We start from the raw sequence: 15,497 nt of genomic DNA, 5'->3' as shown, positions 1-15,497 counted from the left end.
AGTGCAAATAAAAAACCATCGCTGCTGTCGAATCCTTGAAAGCATGTATACTTCCACTATATTTTTGACGCCATAAAATCGTCACATGGATGCGACACTCTCCTGTGACGCTATGGATTGCTGAGGAGACGGCAATGGCCAAGGATCACAACGTGGTTTCCCTTGCTGCGGTCGGCAACGCCGGACGGCGAACCGGTCCGGAGGTTCGTGGCTCCCTTAACGCGCCTCTGGCGGCGGTCCGCGACCGCGCGCTCACCTTCCTGCGGGTCGGTCTGGGCGAGCTGTTCGATAACGCCGACGACACCCTGTTCGAGAAGGCCGACCGCGCCGGCAACAATGCCGAGCAGAGCATGTTCTTCGATGCGATGCGTCAGCTGCGGCTGCAGCGCCACGCCCTCGAGAAGAGCTGCTGTGACAGCCTCGACCGTCAGTTCAGCGATCTCCAGTTCGGCCGCCAGGCGCCGGCCGCCTCGGCGTCTACCCCCTTCGATCTCGACTCCCTGAGCCTGGTGCAGCCGGACGAGCTCGAGCAGACCGTGGCGCTGGACAGCATGGTCGGGCGGGTGACTTCGCGCAACCAGATTCCGCTGATGCACCTGACCCTGCGGCTCAACAATCTGGTCAGTGGCACCGTTACCGATGCGGCCAACCCCCTGGCTGCGGCCAATATGGTGCAGATGTTTGCCGACAGCTACGCACCGCTGAACCTCGACATCAAGGTGCGGCTGATCATTCTCAAGATGTTCGAGCGGCACGTGTTCAACTCCATCGACTCGCTGTATGCCGACGTCAACGAGCTGCTGGCCAATGCCGGCGTGCTGCCCGACCTCAAGCAGGGCGTCATGCCCCAGCGTCAGCGCAGTGCTGCGGAGCGGCCATCGGCGCCCGGCAGTGCCATGCCATCGTCCCCGGCTGGTGGTCAGGCCGATCAGCAGGTGCTGTCGCTGTTCAGTGAGCTGATCAGCAGCTGGCGCCATACCAGTGGCGACATTGCCCTCAGTGCGCTGGGCGCGCCGACAGCCGCCCCGGTACGCAGCGACGAGCTGCTCGGCATGCTCAATCATTTCAGCAGCCAGGCGGCACAGGGTGCCTCGCTGGCGGACCTGCGCGGGCATATCAGCCGGCAGCTGCAGGAGCAGCAGCGTCAGACCGGCGAGGTACGCAAGCTTGATCGGGTCGATGATGACGTCATCAACCTGGTGTCCATGCTGTTCGACGTGGTGCTGGGGGACAGCGAGCTGCCGTCCGCGCTCAAGGCGCTGATCGGCCGCATGCAGCTGCCGATTCTGCGGGTGGCCATCGCCGACAAGAGTCTCTTCAACCGCTCCTCCCACCCGGCGCGGCGCCTGCTCAATGAGCTGGCCCGGGCGACCATGGGCTGGAGTGATCACGACGACCTGCAGCGCGATCAGCTCCACGCGCTGCTGGAGCGCATGGTGGATCGCATGCTTGCCGAGCAGCATGTCGATGCTGCCTTCTTCGAGCAGATGCACGACGAGCTGGCCGGCTTCGTCCGGCTCGAGCAGCGCCGCGCCGAGCGTCTGGAGCAGCGCACCCGGGATGCCGAGGAAGGGCGCGCCCGGGTCGAGGCTGCCCGCAGCAGATCGGCCAGGGTGATCAACGGTCTGCTGCTGGGGCGCACTCTGCCGGTATTCGCCGTGGACCTGTTGCGCGACCTGTGGAGCCAGGTGCTGCAGCTGGCCTTCCTGCGGGACGGTGAGCATTCCGCGGCCTGGCAGCGGGCGGTGGCGGTGGCCGGACAGATCGTGGAATCGGTGGAAGTGCCCGAGCCGACCGCGCTGGACCAGCGCCGCGTACTCAACGCTGCCGTCTGCGAGGCCCTGCAGGACGGGCTGCGCCTGCTCGGTGAGGAGCACCCGGAAGCATCTCCCCAGCTGCGGCGCTTGCAGGGCCTGCAGGCCGCAGCCCTGGCCGCTGTGCCCGCGCCGGAGGTCCCTGCCGAGCCGGCAGTACCGCAGCCGGTCGTTGCTCCGACGCCGGACAGTGAAATGCTGGTCGCCGAGCCTGCGGCGCCGTACGCGCCGGAGCAGGCGCTGCCCGCCGGTGACGAAATACCGGTGCTGATGGACATGGTGCTGGTCGAGGAGCCGGTGCTGGACGATGTGGCCGAGGCCGAGCAGGTCGAGACCATCGAAGATCTGCCCGGTGTCGACGCGGCGGCCTGGGTGGACAGCCTGCACGCCGGCAGCTGGTTCGAGATCGCGGTCGGAGAGGGCGCTGCCCAGCGCTGCAAGCTGGCCGCGATCATCAGCTTCAGCGGCAAGTACATCTTCGTCAATCGTACCGGCATGAAGGTCGCCGAGTTCAACCATCTGGAGCTGTGCCGCCAGTACGAGGAAGGTCGCATCCGCCTGTTGGCCAACGACCAGCTGTTCGACCGTGCGCTGGAGTCGGTGATCGGCAACCTGCGCCAGCTGCGCGACACCCGCCCGTAAGCCTGCCGGACGGCTGGTTATCCGGTTCGACTTGCAGCAGGTGTCCCGACCGCCCTAGGATAGTGCTTTTGCTGTCGGGGTAGGGATGTCCATGCGGGTTGACACGGCCAGCGGCTGGCTTGACGGGGTGGAGCATTGTCCATCGGCGCATTTCAATGCGCGGCCGGAGGGGGGCGATATTTCCCTGCTGGTCATTCACAACATCAGTCTGCCCCCCGGCCAGTTTGCCACCGGCTGCGTCCGGCAGTTCTTCACCGGCAGCCTTGATCACTCCGCCCATCCCTATTTCGAGCACCTCACCGGTGTGCGCGTCTCGGCGCACTTCCTGATCGAGCGCTGCGGGCGCGTCACCCAGTTCGTTTCCTGCCTGCAGCGGGCCTGGCATGCGGGCCAGTCACTGTTCCAGGGGCGTGACAACTGCAACGATTTCTCCATCGGCATCGAGCTTGAGGGTACCGACGACCAGCCTTTCACCGAGGCGCAATATGACAGCCTCGTCGCGCTCACCCGGGCGCTGCAGCACGCCTACCCGTTGATTACCGACGAACGTATTACCGGGCACGAACACATCGCGCCGGGTCGCAAGACCGACCCCGGCCCCTGCTTTGACTGGTCGGGCTATCTCGGCCGGCTGGCGGGCAATGCACCGACGAATGGAAGGTACCGATGAATTTTCTGGTTCTGTTGCTGGTGGGGCTGATCCTGCTGTGGTCACCCTGGCGCCGGGGGTATCCCCGGGATCTGCTGGCAAGCTGGGTCAGCCGGGCCGTGAACCTGGGGCGCGGCTGGCGCTCGGTGCTGGCGGTGCTGTCGCTGCTGTTGCCGGCGGCTCTGCTGCTGTGGCTGGCACGGGGTCTGGCCTACGGCTTCTTCACCTTGCTGTTGCACGTGGCGCTGCTGCTGTGCTGCGTGGGTCGGCAGGATCCGCTGCGCAGCATGACCGCCGGGTTCGCCGCCGCCTGGCAACGGGATGATCAGGCAGCGGCCGCGCTGGTGGCCGAGCAGCAGCTGGGCGTGGTGGATGAGGACGGTGCCGGGCTGCTGCGGCGAGTCAGTCAGCGCATGGCCGCTGCGAGTCTGCAGGACTATTTCGCGCCGGCCTTCTGGTATCTGCTGCTGGGCCCGCTGGGTGCGCTGGCCTATCGGTTGCTGGAGTTGACTCGACAGCAATGGGAGCATTCCGCCTCGCCACCGGCGGGTATTCTGGTGCATGCGCTGGAATGGATACCCGCACGGCTGCTGGCGCTGAGTCTGGCGCTGGTCGGGCAGTACGATCACACGCTGCGCGCCTTGCGCGGTCAGGCGGCGGTTTGGGAGATTTCCGGCGGGGAGCTGGTGAGCCGCTGCGCTGCGGCTGCGCTGACCCCTCCGGCAGCAGAGGCGGGCATCGCCCTGCTGGAGGAAACCCGTCAGCTGATGATCCGTGCCCTGCTGGCCTGGGCGGTGATCATCGCCTTTCTTTCTCTGCTGGGTTAAAGATCCGACCCCCGGGGCCGATAGAACGGACAAGTGCCGCGGAATACCCCCTCCGCGGAAGTGGACGCAAGGACCAGTCGCAGCAATTGTGACGAGGAGAGACGCTTGAATAGTCTGTTGGCCCCCGCCATGGCTCTGATGAATCGACTCAGTTATGCCATGAAGTTCTGTCTGATAAGCGCCCTGTGCTTCGTTCCCCTGATGGTGGTCAGCGGCATGCTGGTCAGCCAGGCCTGGGACAGGGTGCAGACCTCCCGTCACGCACTGGACTCGATGCAGCTGCTGCGGCAGGTCACCCGTCTGGTACCGGAAGCGGAGCAGCTGCGCGGCCTGGATGTGGCGTCATTCCATATCGGGGTAGGCGAGCAGGGCGCACTGCTCGAGCGCCGCAGCACCGAGGTGCGGCAGCGGCTGATCGACGGCCTGCAGGCACTGGGCATCGACGCCAGTGACCCGGCGGCGGCCGAGCTGCTGCAGCAGCGCGATGAACTGGTCGCCGCCTACCGTGCGACCGGTACTGCCTCCCTGCGCAACCGCGGGCAGATGACCACCCAGGCCCACATCGAGCTGCTGTCACTGCTGAACTTCACCGCGGCCTACAGCGGCCTGTCCCATGACTACGAGCGCAACGTGCGGCAGCTGGTTGACCTGCTGGTGCACCATGCCCCGCAGATTACCTCGACCATCGGCCTGGGACGGGCAACCGGCGCCTATTCCATCGGCCTGGGCTACCTGAACTCCGATGCCAGCCGGGATATGGATACCTACATCGAGGAACTCCAGCGCCTGGGCGTCAATTATGCTCAGGCCCAGCTGTTCCTTCAGCAACCCGGCCTGGAACCCCTGCGGGCACCGGCCGCGGCCAGTGCCGAATCCCTGGCCCAGGCGGTGGAGATCTTCGAGGAGGACATCGTTCTGGCCTCCAGTTATGAAGCCAGCTGGGAAGATTATTTCCGCAAGGTCAGTGGGGTAATGGACCTCACGCATGATTTCAGCGTGGCCATTCTCGATCACCTGCAGGTCTCGCTTGATCAACGCCTCAGCGACGGCAAGCGTTCGATGCTGGTGCTGGTGGTTGCCCTGGCGCTCGTTCTGCTGGTGCTGGTATGGCTCTACCTGGGCTTCTACGTATCGACCCGGCGGACCATCAGTGATCTGTCGCAGGTCATGCGCCAGGTGGCCGCAGGTGACATGACCGGCCGGGTGGTGGTGACCAGTCGCGACGAGCTGGGCCAGTTGGCCACGGAGCTGAATACCAGCGTGCAGCGGATTCAGGAGCTGATCCGGCATGTCAGCCGCACCACCGGGCAGGTCAGTGACCAGTCCGGTCAGGTGGAGGAGATTTCCACCCAGAGCAGTCAGGCGGTGGAGGCCCAGCGTACCCAGATCGAGCAGGTCGCCACGGCGATGAACGAGATGGCGGCGACCTCCCAGGAGGTGGCCCGCAGCGCGGCACTGGCGGCGAACAATGCCGAGCAGGTGAACAACGAGACCCTGACCGGCCGGCGCATGGTGGAAACCTCGGTGGACGGCATCGAGAAGCTGGCCCAGGAGATCGAGAACTCGGTACAGGTGATCAATAACCTGGCCGAGGACAGTGCCTCCATCAGCCGCGTGCTGGATGTGATCAAGGGTGTCGCCGAACAGACCAACCTGCTGGCGCTCAACGCTGCCATCGAGGCGGCGAGGGCCGGCGAGCAGGGTCGCGGCTTTGCCGTGGTGGCCGACGAGGTACGCACGCTGGCCCAGCGTACCCAGCAGTCCACCCAGGAGATCGAGCAGATGATCGCCCGGTTGCAGGAGGGTGTCGGGGCGGCGGTCAAGGTGATGGGCACCAGCCACGGTATGACCGGCGAGGCCGTCGACTCCGCACTCAAGGTGCAGTCGGCGCTGGACAACATCATGCGCGCAGTGACCCAGATCGTCGACCAGAGCCAGCAGATCGCGGCGGCCGCCGAGCAGCAGACCGCCGTGAGCCACGATATCGATCAGAACATCGTGCAGATCAACCAGTCCGGCGAGCGCACCGCCGAAGGGGCGCAGCGCACCGAGCAGGCCAGCGGCCGGATGGCCGAGCTGGTGGTCGAGCTGCAGCAGATCATCAGCGCCTTCAGGGTGTAGGTCTGGGCTTGGGCTTCCACAGCACTTCCGGGGTATCGTCCAGGCGGGCGATGCTCCGGGCCACCACGAACATCAGGTCGGACAGCCGGTTGAGATAGGCCAGCGCCTGCGGGTTCACGGTTTCCTCTGCTGCCAGGGTCAGGTAGCGCCGCTCGGCGCGGCGACAGATGCTGCGCGCCAGATGGGCCTGGGCGATCAGCGGTGATCCACCGGGCAGGATGAACTCCTTGAGCGGCGCCAGTTCACCGTTGAACCGGTCAATCGCCTGCTCCAGTTCAACCACATCCGCTTCCTCGATGATATTCACCCCGGGTATGGCCAGCTCGCCGCCGATATCGAACAGCCGGTGCTGGACCGGTGCCAGCGTTTCGCACAGCGACTGCAGCGCGCTGCCGGTCATGCCGGCCAGCAGAACGCCCAGACTGCTGTTGAGTTCGTCCACGGTACCCATGGCTTCGATGCGGGCGCTGTCCTTGCTGACGCGACTGCCATCGGCCAGGCCGGTGGTGCCGCTGTCGCCGGTACGTGTGTAGAGTTTGCTCAGGCGGTAGCCCATGGGGTCTCCTCGGATTCAGGGGGCCCGATAGCTCAGTTCAGCGGCAGGCCCGATTGATGAAGGTGCGTCTGCAGGCGATGGTACAGGGAATCCAGCACCGGTGTGAGCAGGCCGGCGCTGCGGGCAGAGCGCCAGGCATGGCCGAGAATGAAGTCGATCTCGGTGCGCCGGCCGGCCTGTACGTCCTGGCGCATGGAGGAGCTGTTGGCAGCGGTGGCCTGGATCACGCCACGGATGCGCTGCTCCAGCTCTGCGGCGCCCACGGCCACGCCCTGACTGGCGAGCAGCGCCTGCAGTTCCTGCACCAGCGGGATGAAATCGTCGGCCGCGTGCCGGAGAACGTCACCGTTAGGGCAGTCATGCAGCACTGTCAGCGGATTGATGGCGCAGTTGACGGCCAATTTCATCCACAGCACGGAGAGGATGTCGGGTTGCCATTGCCAATCAACGCCGGCCTGGTCGAGCATGCTGAGCCAGCCGGGTTGCGGGCGCTGTTGCGGATCGCCAACCTGGGTCGGACCACTGCCGGCCCAGACCACATGGTTGTTGTCGCGCTTCCACGCCCCATCGGTCACGCTGGCATAAAGCACGGGCAGGTCAGCAAAGCGCTCGCTGGCAGCCTGCTGACTGCCGAGCCCGTTCTGCAACAGCAGCAGCTGACTGCCGGCGTGCAACCGCGGGGCTATGCCTTCCAGTGCCTCGGCAACCGCCCACGCCTTGGTTGCGACGATGAGACGGGAAATCGGTTCGCCGGCCTCGGCTGTTTCCGCCGGTACGCTGTAGCTCTGCAGCCTGTTGCCCTGTTCCAGTACCAGTTGATGGTGCTCCGCCCGCCATCGTGCAGCGGCCTCTGGGGTGCGCAGGATCAGGCGGCAATCAATGCCGGCCCGTGCGAACCGGGCAGCCCACAACAGGCCGAGGCTGCCGCCACCGAGAATATGCAGCGGTTCAGACAAGCTGGGGGATCCGCACTTCGGTGATCAGGTTGGTGGCATAGGCCTGCTCAAGATGCTGCTCGACCTTCTGCAGCAGCTTTTCCGCGGTGATCTTCGGGTCGTTGCGGCCCAGGGTGCACAGTGCCATGCCGGCGCGCAGGGACAGGTAACCTTCGCTGGTCTTGAATGCCTTCAGGTTCAGCCCGTCGTGCAGGCGGCGAAAACTGTTCGGTTTGCACTCATCCTCGTTGTCGCCCACGGTGCAGACGGCGAACACGCCGGCGTCGACGCGGGCAATCACGTCCATCGGGCGGACCAGCTGTTGCAGGCGGCGGGCAGTGGCCTTGAGCAGCTCCTGCTGCACGGCTTCTCCGAACCGGGTTGTCATGTCGGCCAGGTTCTGCAGCCCCAGCACCACCACGGTGCAGTAGCCACCGCGGGATTCGACACGCTGCAGGGCATCGTCCAGACGCTGCAGCAGATACCGCCGGTTGCCCAGCGCGGTATGGCTGTCGATCAGGTTGTGCTCTTCCAGCAGGGCATTGTTGCTCGCCAGCATCTGGTTCTCGTCCAGCAGACGGTTGATCAGCTGGGTGATGCGGTCGGCAGCGTAGATGCGCGGCAGCAGCTGCTCGCTCATCGCCGACTTGCTGATGAAATCGTCCACGCCGCGGTCGAAGGCTTCGCCAAGCACGTTGTCGCCTTCCCTGGCGGTCAGCAGCATGACGTAGGTGTAGTGGTTGGTCTGCTCGTCACGCTGTCGGATGCGTGTGGTCAGCTGCAACCCGTCCATCTCCGGCATCAGCCAGTCGGCGACCATGACACTGGCAGCACGCTCCTCATGCATGGCCAGCGCGGCCATGGCGGAGCTGGCGAAGCGGATATCCGTATAGCCCGCCTGCGACAGTGCATGGCCGATCACTGCGCTGCTGAATTTGGTATCGTCCACCACCAGAATACTGAGTTGGGGGTTGGGCATGTCTGAGCTCCCTGCTGCCTGTATTATCTTCGACGTCGCTATAATGCCACGACGTCAGGCTATTGTTCTGCCATACCCGTCATAAAATCATCTTTATTTGAGGTTCTGTCATGCCTTCCTTTGATGTGGTGTCCGAACTGGACAAACACGAAGTCACCAACGCTGTGGACAACGCCCTGAAAGAGCTCGACCGACGCTACGATCTGAAGGGCAAGGGCACCTTCGAATTCAATGAAAAGCAGCTGCTGGTGACCATCACCGCCGAGGCCGAATTCCAGCTGGAACAGATGCTGGAGATCCTCCGGCTGAGCCTGACCAAGCGCAAGATCGATGTGCAGTGCCTGGAGGTGAAGGAAGCCTACGCGTCAGGCAAGCAGATGAAGCAGGAGGTGCAGCTGCGCGAGGGTATCGACCAGGCGCTGGCAAAGAAGATCGTGGCGACCATCAAGGAGTCCAAGCTCAAGGTGCAGGCCGCGATCCAGGGCGAGCAGGTGCGGGTGACCGGCAAGAAGCGCGATGACCTGCAGGAAGTCATGGCGCTGCTGCGCGGCGCCAGACTGGACATGCCGCTGCAGTTCAACAACTTCCGCGACTGAGGCGCGGTCAGTCGATCCCCGGCCGCCTGGTGCGGTCGGGGTGCGCATGGCGGATCAGCAGCGCCGCCAGCACAATGGCCGGAACGCCGGTCAGCGCAGTGGTCATGAAGAAGGGAATCCAGCCCATACTGGCCGCCATCACCCCGGTGAACCCGGCGGCGAACTGCCCGGGCAGCGTCATCAGCGAGCTGAACAGGGCGTACTGGGTAGCGGTGTAGGCGGTGTTGGTCAGGCTGGAGAGGTACGCAATGAATACCGATATCGCCAGCCCGCCGGTGACATTGTCCGCAATGATGGCAAGTATCAGGCCATAGGTCTGCGGGCCGATGAAGGCCAGCCAGGCGAACATCAGATTGGTGATGGGCGCCATGAAGGCGGTCAGCAGCAGGATGCGGGCAATGCCGAAACGGGCCACCAGCAGCCCACCCAGCGCCGCGCCAAGCAGCGTCATGCCCAGGCCGAAGGCCGCGGCGATATTGGCGATCTGCGCCTTGGTGAAGCCCAGGTCCAGGTAGAACGGATTGGCCATCACGCCCATGAAGATATCGCTGATGCGGAAGGTCGCAACGAAGGCCAGAATCAGCAATGCGGTCCGGCCGTAGCGCTGGAAGAACTCGGCGAACGGGCAGACGATGGCGCCGATGAACCAGGCGGTGGCCGTGCGCTGCCAGCCGGCGTGGCTGGTCCCCTCCAGATAGTCCGTCACGCGCTGCTCGAAGTGCTGGGTGGCGCTGCTTACCGACACTGCGGGCTCGGCAATGATCAGCGTGGTCAATACCCCGATACCCATCAGCGCCGCCATGCTGCCGTAGGCCAGCGTCCAGCTGTCCACTGACGCCAGGTGCAGGGCTCCGGCGCCGGCGGCGAGCACAGCCACCCGGTAACCGGTGACATAGGTAGCGGCCATCGCTGCCTGGCGGTGGCGGGCTTCGGCCTCGACGCGGTAGGCATCGATGGCCACATCCTGGGTGGCAGAGCCGAAGGCCGCGAGCACCGCCCAGAGTGCGACCAGCGTCAGATTCTCCCGCGGGTCGGTCAGCGCCATGCCGAGCAGCGCCCCGGCGATCACCAGCTGCGCCAGCAGCATCCATGCCCGCCGCCGGCCCAGCAGGCGGCTGAGCAGGGGCAGGGGTGCGCGGTCGATCAGCGGTGCCCACAGCACCTTGATCGAGTGCGCCATGCCGACCCAGCTGAGAAAGCCGATCGCCGCCAGTTCGATACCCAGATCCCGCAGCCAGGCGCTGAAGGTACCACCCACCAGCAGCAGCGGCAGGCCGGCGGAAAAGCCGAGAAACAACATGCCGATGACGCGGGGCTTGAGATAGACCTTCCAGCCTTCTCGGGTGGGATGCGCTGTGTAGTGAATCATCGGGATGTCGTCTCGATCGGGTCCGGCCAGCCATAGCGGGCCATGTTGACGCGGCGGTTGTGGATAATCACCCCTTCGTCCAGCAGACGACGGGCCTGTTCCTGCCCGGCGGGGTGGTCGGCAGGCAATGATAAGCGGCCCTGACTGTTGAGTACACGGTGCCAGGGCAGGGTGGTGTCATCCGGCAGCTGGCCGAGCCAGCGGCCCACCAGACGGGCACCCCGGCCCAGCCCGGCCAGCTGCGCCAGTGTGCCGTAGCTGCAGACCCGGCCCGGCGGTATGGCCGCCAGCACCTGCCAGAGCGCTTCCCTGCGAGGATCCGCAGCAACGGAGCGGGCGCCGGAACGATCAGTCGTGGATAATGTCACTGGTTCTGTTCACACTGCGGATGGTTGTTCATGTTGAAGTCGCGTTTTGTGCTGCTCGTTGCCCTGTTCCCCGCTCTGCCCACCCTTGCCGATACCCTCTGGCTCGATAATGGCGACCGGCTCACCGGTCGGATCGAATTCATGGAGGGGAACCGGCTGATCTTCCATTCCGATGTGGCCGGCCAGGTGGCGGTCGATGTCGGGCGCATTCGTACGCTTGAGAGCGACGGACCGCTGCTGGTCAAGACCGCTGACGATACTAAGCGCGCACGGCGCATACAAGCATCCGATGGGGAAGGCCGGATCACGCTGGTCAACGGCCAGACCCAGCCGCTGGAAGTGGAGCTGGCGAGCCTGCGGCAGATCATGGAGCCCAAGCCGGTGGTGGAGGACTGGATCTGGGACGGCCGGGCGACGCTGTCGCTGGAGCTGGACAATACCGAGTCGAAGCGACGGGACCTGGACATCGACGTCAGCACCGAGGCCCGCCACGGCGACTGGCGCCATGCGCTGTCCAGCGAGTTCGAGCGCGACTACCGAAACGACATCAAGAGCCGTCACTGGTGGGAGACCGACTATACGCTGAGCTGGTTCTTCGCCGAGAAGTGGTTCTGGCAGAACCGTGTCAGCTACATGCGTGACCACATCGGCGATGTGGAGCGGCAGATCCAGATCGGTTCCGGTCCCGGTTACGAGTGGTGGAACAATGCCCTCGGCCGCTTCGAGACCTCCGCGCGTTTCGAGCATCTGCGGCTCGACGGCCGCGATGGCTCGGACAGCCGAACCAACGGTCTGGGCCTGAACTGGGATTACCGGCGCTACCTGTTCGGCAAGCGCTTCCAGCTGGTCCACAACGCCGAAACCATCGTGCCCTATGACGACAACGTGGACTACATGGTGGATGCCGAGCTGGGGCTGCGTTACCTGCTCAACAGCTGGGCATCATTGAGTCTGTTGACCGAATGGGACTACATCAACAGCTCCGATGACAAGAGCCTGAACGAGACCCGCTATACGCTGGGGCTGGGCGTCAACTGGTAGAGGCAGGGACGGGCGGAGTACCCGTCCCACGCTGACTAGAGGCGCAGACCGCCGTCCAGCTCGAGAATGCGTCCGCTGTAATAGTCGTTCTCGAACAGGTAGGCCGCCGAATGGGCGATTTCCTCTGGCTTGCCCATGCGCCGGAGGGGAATGCCGGCGGTCATCTTTTCCAGCGCTTCGGGTTTCATGCTGCCGGTCATCTCGGTCTCGATGAAGCCCGGCGCGATACCGGCGACGCGAATGCCGTAGCGGGCCAGCTCCTTCGCCCACACTACGGTCATCGCTGCCACCCCGGCCTTGGCCGCCGAGTAATTGGACTGCCCCATGTTGCCGGCCCGGGAGATGGAGGAGATGTTGATGATCAGCCCCTGGTTCTCCAGCTCGATCATCTTCGCCGCCACTTCTCGGGTGCAGAGGAACACCCCGGTGAGGTTGACGTCGATCACCGACTGCCACTGGTTCAGCGGCATCTTCTGAATCTCGCCATCCCGTACCTTCAGCAGCAGACCGTCGCGCAGGATCCCCGCATTGTTGATCAGACCATGGATGCTGCCGAAGTCCTGCGCGACCTGCGCGACCATGTCGATCACCTGCTGCTCGTCGGCGACATTGCAGATATAGCTGCGCGCCTCGCCGCCGGCCGCCCTGCACGCCGCTACTGCCTCGTCCAGCCGCTCCTGGCCAAGGTCCACCAGGGCCAGGCGGGCGCCACGGCCGGCGAGATACTCCGCCATTGCCCGACCCAGGCCCTGGCCACCGCCGGTGATGATGATCACGCTGTCGTTCAGTTGCATTCACTGCTCCTTGAATGTGCTTGTTGTCAGGAGCACAAGCATGCAACAACCGCCGGCCATAATGAATAGCCCTGAAACACGAAATCCCGGGCCGGCGTCGGGGTTGAAAGCCGGTGGATGGGCCCCATATAGATTCTTCGAACCTGCTACTGAGGTGTTCATGCCCTTGCTGCGCATATTGCTGTTGGCGTTTCCACTGATCGAGCTGGCCAGTCTGATCATCCTCGGTCAGGCCGTCGGTGTCGGCCTGACCCTGTTGTGGGTGCTGTTTACCGGCATTGCCGGGCTCATGCTCATCCAGCGTAACGGCTGGGGCATGCTGCAGCGCCTGCAGCAGCAGATGCTGGTCAACCGCAGCCCCCAGGCCGTGCTCAAATCCGGCATGTGGGGTGTGCTGGCCGGGGTGCTGATTGCCTTTCCCGGCCTGGTGAGCGATGTGCTCGCCATTCCCTGTCTGATCATGGCGCTGCGTCACCGCGGCGGTGGCGGCGGGCCCGATGGCGGCAATGACGAGGGCGGCCCGCGCACCTGGCAACGGGGTGAGTACACCATCATCGAGGGTGAGTGGCAGGCGGGTGAGTCCCCTGACCGGGATGACCGCTCGCGCCTCTCCGACCGATAAAAAAATTTCCGGCACCCCTTGAAATGCTCTGGATCATCCCCATCAAGGGTTGCAGTCAGATTTACTGTCCCTGCGGGGGCTTTTGAACTGGGGCGCGCTGCGCCCTGCAGGCCGCGAGGCCTGGCTTACTTGGAATGCCGGATTTCCGGCGATTTGCTTACTATTGGGAGACTCAAAACGATGAAAATCCGTCCGTTACACGATCGCGTAGTCGTTCGTCGCAGCGAAGAAGAGACAAAAACCGCTGGCGGTATCGTTCTGCCTGGCTCTGCAGCAGAAAAACCGAACACCGGCGTGGTCATTGCTGTTGGTACCGGGCGCCTGCTGGACAATGGCGAAGTTCGTCCCCTGGCTGTGAAGGAAGGGGACAAAGTCGTGTTCGGCCCCTACTCCGGCAGCAGCACCATCAAGATCGATGGTGAAGAGCTGCTGATGATGAGCGAATCTGAAATCTACGGCGTTCTGGAAGGCTGAAGTCCTGCCCAGTCCGACCACTGAACGAATTCATTGAAGGAAAGTGAAAATGGCTGCTAAAGAAGTTCTGTTTGATGTGTCCGCACGCAACAAGATGCTGGCAGGCGTCAATACCCTGGCCGACGCGGTTAAATCCACCCTGGGTCCGAAGGGCCGCAACGTCCTGATCGAGCGCAGCTTCGGTGCTCCGCTGATCACCAAGGACGGCGTTTCCGTTGCCAAGGAAATCGAGCTGAAGGACCGCTTCGAGAACATGGGTGCGCAACTGGTCAAGGACGTTGCTTCCCGTGCCAACGACGACGCCGGTGACGGTACCACCACTGCTACCGTTCTGGCCCAGGCCATCGTTACCGAAGGTCTGAAGGCTGTTGCCGCCGGCATGAACCCGATGGATCTGAAGCGCGGTATCGACAAGGCCACCGCTGCCGTGGTTGCCGAGCTGAAGAACCTGGCCAAGCCCTGCGCCGACTCCAAGTCCATCGCCCAGGTAGGCACCATCTCCGCCAACTCCGATGAGTCCATCGGCAAGATCATTGCCGAAGCCATGGACCGCGTCGGCAAGGAAGGCGTGATCACTGTCGAGGAAGGTTCCGGTCTGGAGAACGAGCTGTCCGTGGTCGAGGGCATGCAGTTCGACCGTGGCTACCTGTCCCCGTACTTCGTGAACAAGCCCGACACCATGTCTGCCGAGCTGGAAAACCCCTACATCCTGCTGGTCGACAAGAAGATCTCCAACATCCGCGAGATGCTGCCGGTGCTGGAAGCAGTAGCCAAGGCCAGCCGTCCGCTGATGATTGTTGCCGAGGACGTTGAAGGCGAAGCGCTGGCGACCCTGGTCGTCAACAACATGCGCGGCATCGTCAAGGTTGCTGCGGTCAAGGCCCCGGGCTTTGGTGATCGTCGCAAGGCCATGCTGCAGGACATCGCCATCCTCACCGGCGGTACCGTGATCAGCGAAGAAGTCGGCATGAGCCTGGAGACCACCACCCTGGAGCACCTGGGTCAGGCCAAGCGCGTGCAGATCAACAAGGACAACTCCACCGTCATCGACGGTGCCGGTGCCCAGGCTGATATCGAAGCCCGCGTTGCGCAGATCCGCAAGCAGGTCGAGGAAACCACGTCCGACTACGACAAGGAGAAGCTGCAGGAGCGTCTGGCCAAGCTGGCGGGCGGTGTTGCGGTGATCAAGGTTGGCGCAGCCACCGAAGTGGAAATGAAAGAGAAGAAGCACCGCGTTGAAGACGCGCTGCACGCTACCCGCGCCGCTGTTGAAGAAGGCGTGGTACCTGGCGGTGGCGTGGCTCTGGTGCGCACCCTGGTGGCCTTCGAGAACCTGCAGGGCGACAACGAAGACCAGAACGTCGGCATCAAGCTGCTGCGCCGTGCGATCGAAGCACCGCTGCGTCAGATCGTCAGCAACGCCGGCGAAGAAGCCGCTGTGGTTCTGCAGGCCGTTCGCGCCGGTGAGGGCAACTACGGCTACAACGCTGCCACCGGTGAATATGGCGACATGATCGAGATGGGTATTCTGGACCCGGCCAAGGTGACCCGCAGCGCGCTGCAGGCGGCCGCTTCCGTTGCCAGTCTGATGATCACCACTCAGGCCATGATTGCCGAGCTGCCGGAAGAGAAGCCGGCCATGCCCGACATGAGCGGCATGGGTGGCATGGGTGGCATGGGCGGCATGATGTAACAGCCGACCCGGCTTGC

At 64.1% G+C, this 15,497-nt stretch carries 15 protein-coding genes; 9 read left to right on the top strand and 6 right to left on the bottom strand.

Features of this window, described 5'->3' with window-relative positions:
* The first annotated feature begins 134 nt into the window (after positions 1-134).
* The 4 genes from IEW63_RS08065 to IEW63_RS08050 all read left to right on the top strand — a co-directional run bounded on the left by IEW63_RS08065 (position 135) and on the right by IEW63_RS08050 (position 6,053).
* Positions 135-2,456 carry a DUF1631 domain-containing protein gene (locus IEW63_RS08065; protein WP_188636116.1) on the top strand — a complete coding sequence of 774 codons (2,322 nt, stop codon included), beginning with the start codon at positions 135-137 and terminating at the stop codon, positions 2,454-2,456.
* 91 nt (positions 2,457-2,547) lie between these two features.
* Positions 2,548-3,126, top strand: coding sequence for a 1,6-anhydro-N-acetylmuramyl-L-alanine amidase AmpD (gene ampD, locus IEW63_RS08060; RefSeq protein WP_188636115.1), 579 nt, complete (start codon positions 2,548-2,550; stop codon positions 3,124-3,126).
* Positions 3,123-3,932, top strand: a complete 810-nt coding sequence (gene ampE / locus IEW63_RS08055) for a regulatory signaling modulator protein AmpE (protein WP_188636114.1) — start codon at positions 3,123-3,125, stop codon at positions 3,930-3,932. Before ampD ends, ampE begins: the two co-directional genes overlap by 4 nt.
* 105 nt (positions 3,933-4,037) lie before the next feature.
* Positions 4,038-6,053, top strand: a complete 2,016-nt coding sequence (locus IEW63_RS08050) for a methyl-accepting chemotaxis protein (RefSeq protein ID WP_188636113.1) — start codon at positions 4,038-4,040, stop codon at positions 6,051-6,053.
* On the opposite strand, the gene IEW63_RS08045 is transcribed toward IEW63_RS08050, so the two are convergent.
* From IEW63_RS08045 to IEW63_RS08035, 3 genes are read right to left on the bottom strand one after another with little or no spacing between them, the layout of a single operon-like run.
* Positions 6,043-6,609: a cob(I)yrinic acid a,c-diamide adenosyltransferase gene (locus tag IEW63_RS08045; protein ID WP_188636112.1), complete on the bottom strand. Its 567-nt coding sequence runs from the start codon at positions 6,607-6,609 to the stop codon at positions 6,043-6,045. The two genes, IEW63_RS08050 and IEW63_RS08045, sit on opposite strands and share 11 nt — an antisense overlap.
* 32 nt (positions 6,610-6,641) lie before the next feature.
* Positions 6,642-7,565: a 2-dehydropantoate 2-reductase gene (locus IEW63_RS08040; RefSeq protein ID WP_188636111.1), complete on the bottom strand. Its 924-nt coding sequence runs from the start codon at positions 7,563-7,565 to the stop codon at positions 6,642-6,644.
* Positions 7,558-8,523: a GGDEF domain-containing response regulator gene (locus IEW63_RS08035; protein ID WP_188636110.1), complete on the bottom strand. Its 966-nt coding sequence runs from the start codon at positions 8,521-8,523 to the stop codon at positions 7,558-7,560. The genes IEW63_RS08040 and IEW63_RS08035 overlap by 8 nt, the downstream gene beginning before the upstream one ends.
* Before the next feature lie 110 nt (positions 8,524-8,633).
* Here IEW63_RS08035 and IEW63_RS08030 point away from each other — a divergent pair, with 110 nt between their 5' ends.
* On the top strand, positions 8,634-9,119 hold the full coding sequence (locus tag IEW63_RS08030; RefSeq protein ID WP_188636109.1) for a YajQ family cyclic di-GMP-binding protein: 486 nt from the start codon (positions 8,634-8,636) through the stop codon (positions 9,117-9,119).
* Positions 9,120-9,126: 7 nt separating this feature from the next.
* Here the strand turns inward: IEW63_RS08030 and IEW63_RS08025 are convergent, their stop codons facing one another.
* Positions 9,127-10,488, bottom strand: coding sequence for an AmpG family muropeptide MFS transporter (locus IEW63_RS08025; protein WP_188636108.1), 1,362 nt, complete (start codon positions 10,486-10,488; stop codon positions 9,127-9,129).
* The gene (locus IEW63_RS08020) at positions 10,485-10,856 is read right to left on the bottom strand and encodes an MGMT family protein (protein ID WP_188636107.1); all 372 of its coding nucleotides are present in this window, start codon (positions 10,854-10,856) and stop codon (positions 10,485-10,487) included. The genes IEW63_RS08025 and IEW63_RS08020 overlap by 4 nt, the downstream gene beginning before the upstream one ends.
* A 30-nt stretch (positions 10,857-10,886) precedes the next feature.
* On the opposite strand from IEW63_RS08020, the gene IEW63_RS08015 reads away from it, so the two are divergent.
* Positions 10,887-11,897 (top strand): DUF481 domain-containing protein, encoded by a 1,011-nt coding sequence (locus IEW63_RS08015; RefSeq protein ID WP_188636106.1) that lies wholly within the window; start codon positions 10,887-10,889, stop codon positions 11,895-11,897.
* Between the two features lie 35 nt (positions 11,898-11,932).
* On the opposite strand, the gene IEW63_RS08010 is transcribed toward IEW63_RS08015, so the two are convergent.
* Positions 11,933-12,691 carry an SDR family oxidoreductase gene (locus tag IEW63_RS08010; RefSeq protein WP_188636105.1) on the bottom strand — a complete coding sequence of 253 codons (759 nt, stop codon included), beginning with the start codon at positions 12,689-12,691 and terminating at the stop codon, positions 11,933-11,935.
* Between the two features lie 160 nt (positions 12,692-12,851).
* Here IEW63_RS08010 and IEW63_RS08005 point away from each other — a divergent pair, with 160 nt between their 5' ends.
* From IEW63_RS08005 to groL, 3 genes are all read left to right on the top strand, one after another.
* On the top strand, positions 12,852-13,313 hold the full coding sequence (locus IEW63_RS08005; RefSeq protein WP_188636104.1) for an FxsA family protein: 462 nt from the start codon (positions 12,852-12,854) through the stop codon (positions 13,311-13,313).
* Between the two features lie 180 nt (positions 13,314-13,493).
* Positions 13,494-13,787: a co-chaperone GroES gene (locus IEW63_RS08000; protein WP_105643190.1), complete on the top strand. Its 294-nt coding sequence runs from the start codon at positions 13,494-13,496 to the stop codon at positions 13,785-13,787.
* 49 nt (positions 13,788-13,836) lie between these two features.
* The gene (gene groL, locus IEW63_RS07995) at positions 13,837-15,480 is read left to right on the top strand and encodes a chaperonin GroEL (RefSeq protein WP_188636103.1); all 1,644 of its coding nucleotides are present in this window, start codon (positions 13,837-13,839) and stop codon (positions 15,478-15,480) included.
* Positions 15,481-15,497: the final 17 nt, after the last annotated feature.

Source organism: Halopseudomonas pertucinogena (assembly GCF_014646575.1).
GTDB classification, from domain to species: Bacteria; Pseudomonadota; Gammaproteobacteria; order Pseudomonadales; family Pseudomonadaceae; genus Halopseudomonas; species Halopseudomonas pertucinogena.
The sequence above is the reverse complement of the archived record's forward strand: the minus strand, read 5'-3'. Positions and strand labels throughout refer to the sequence as shown.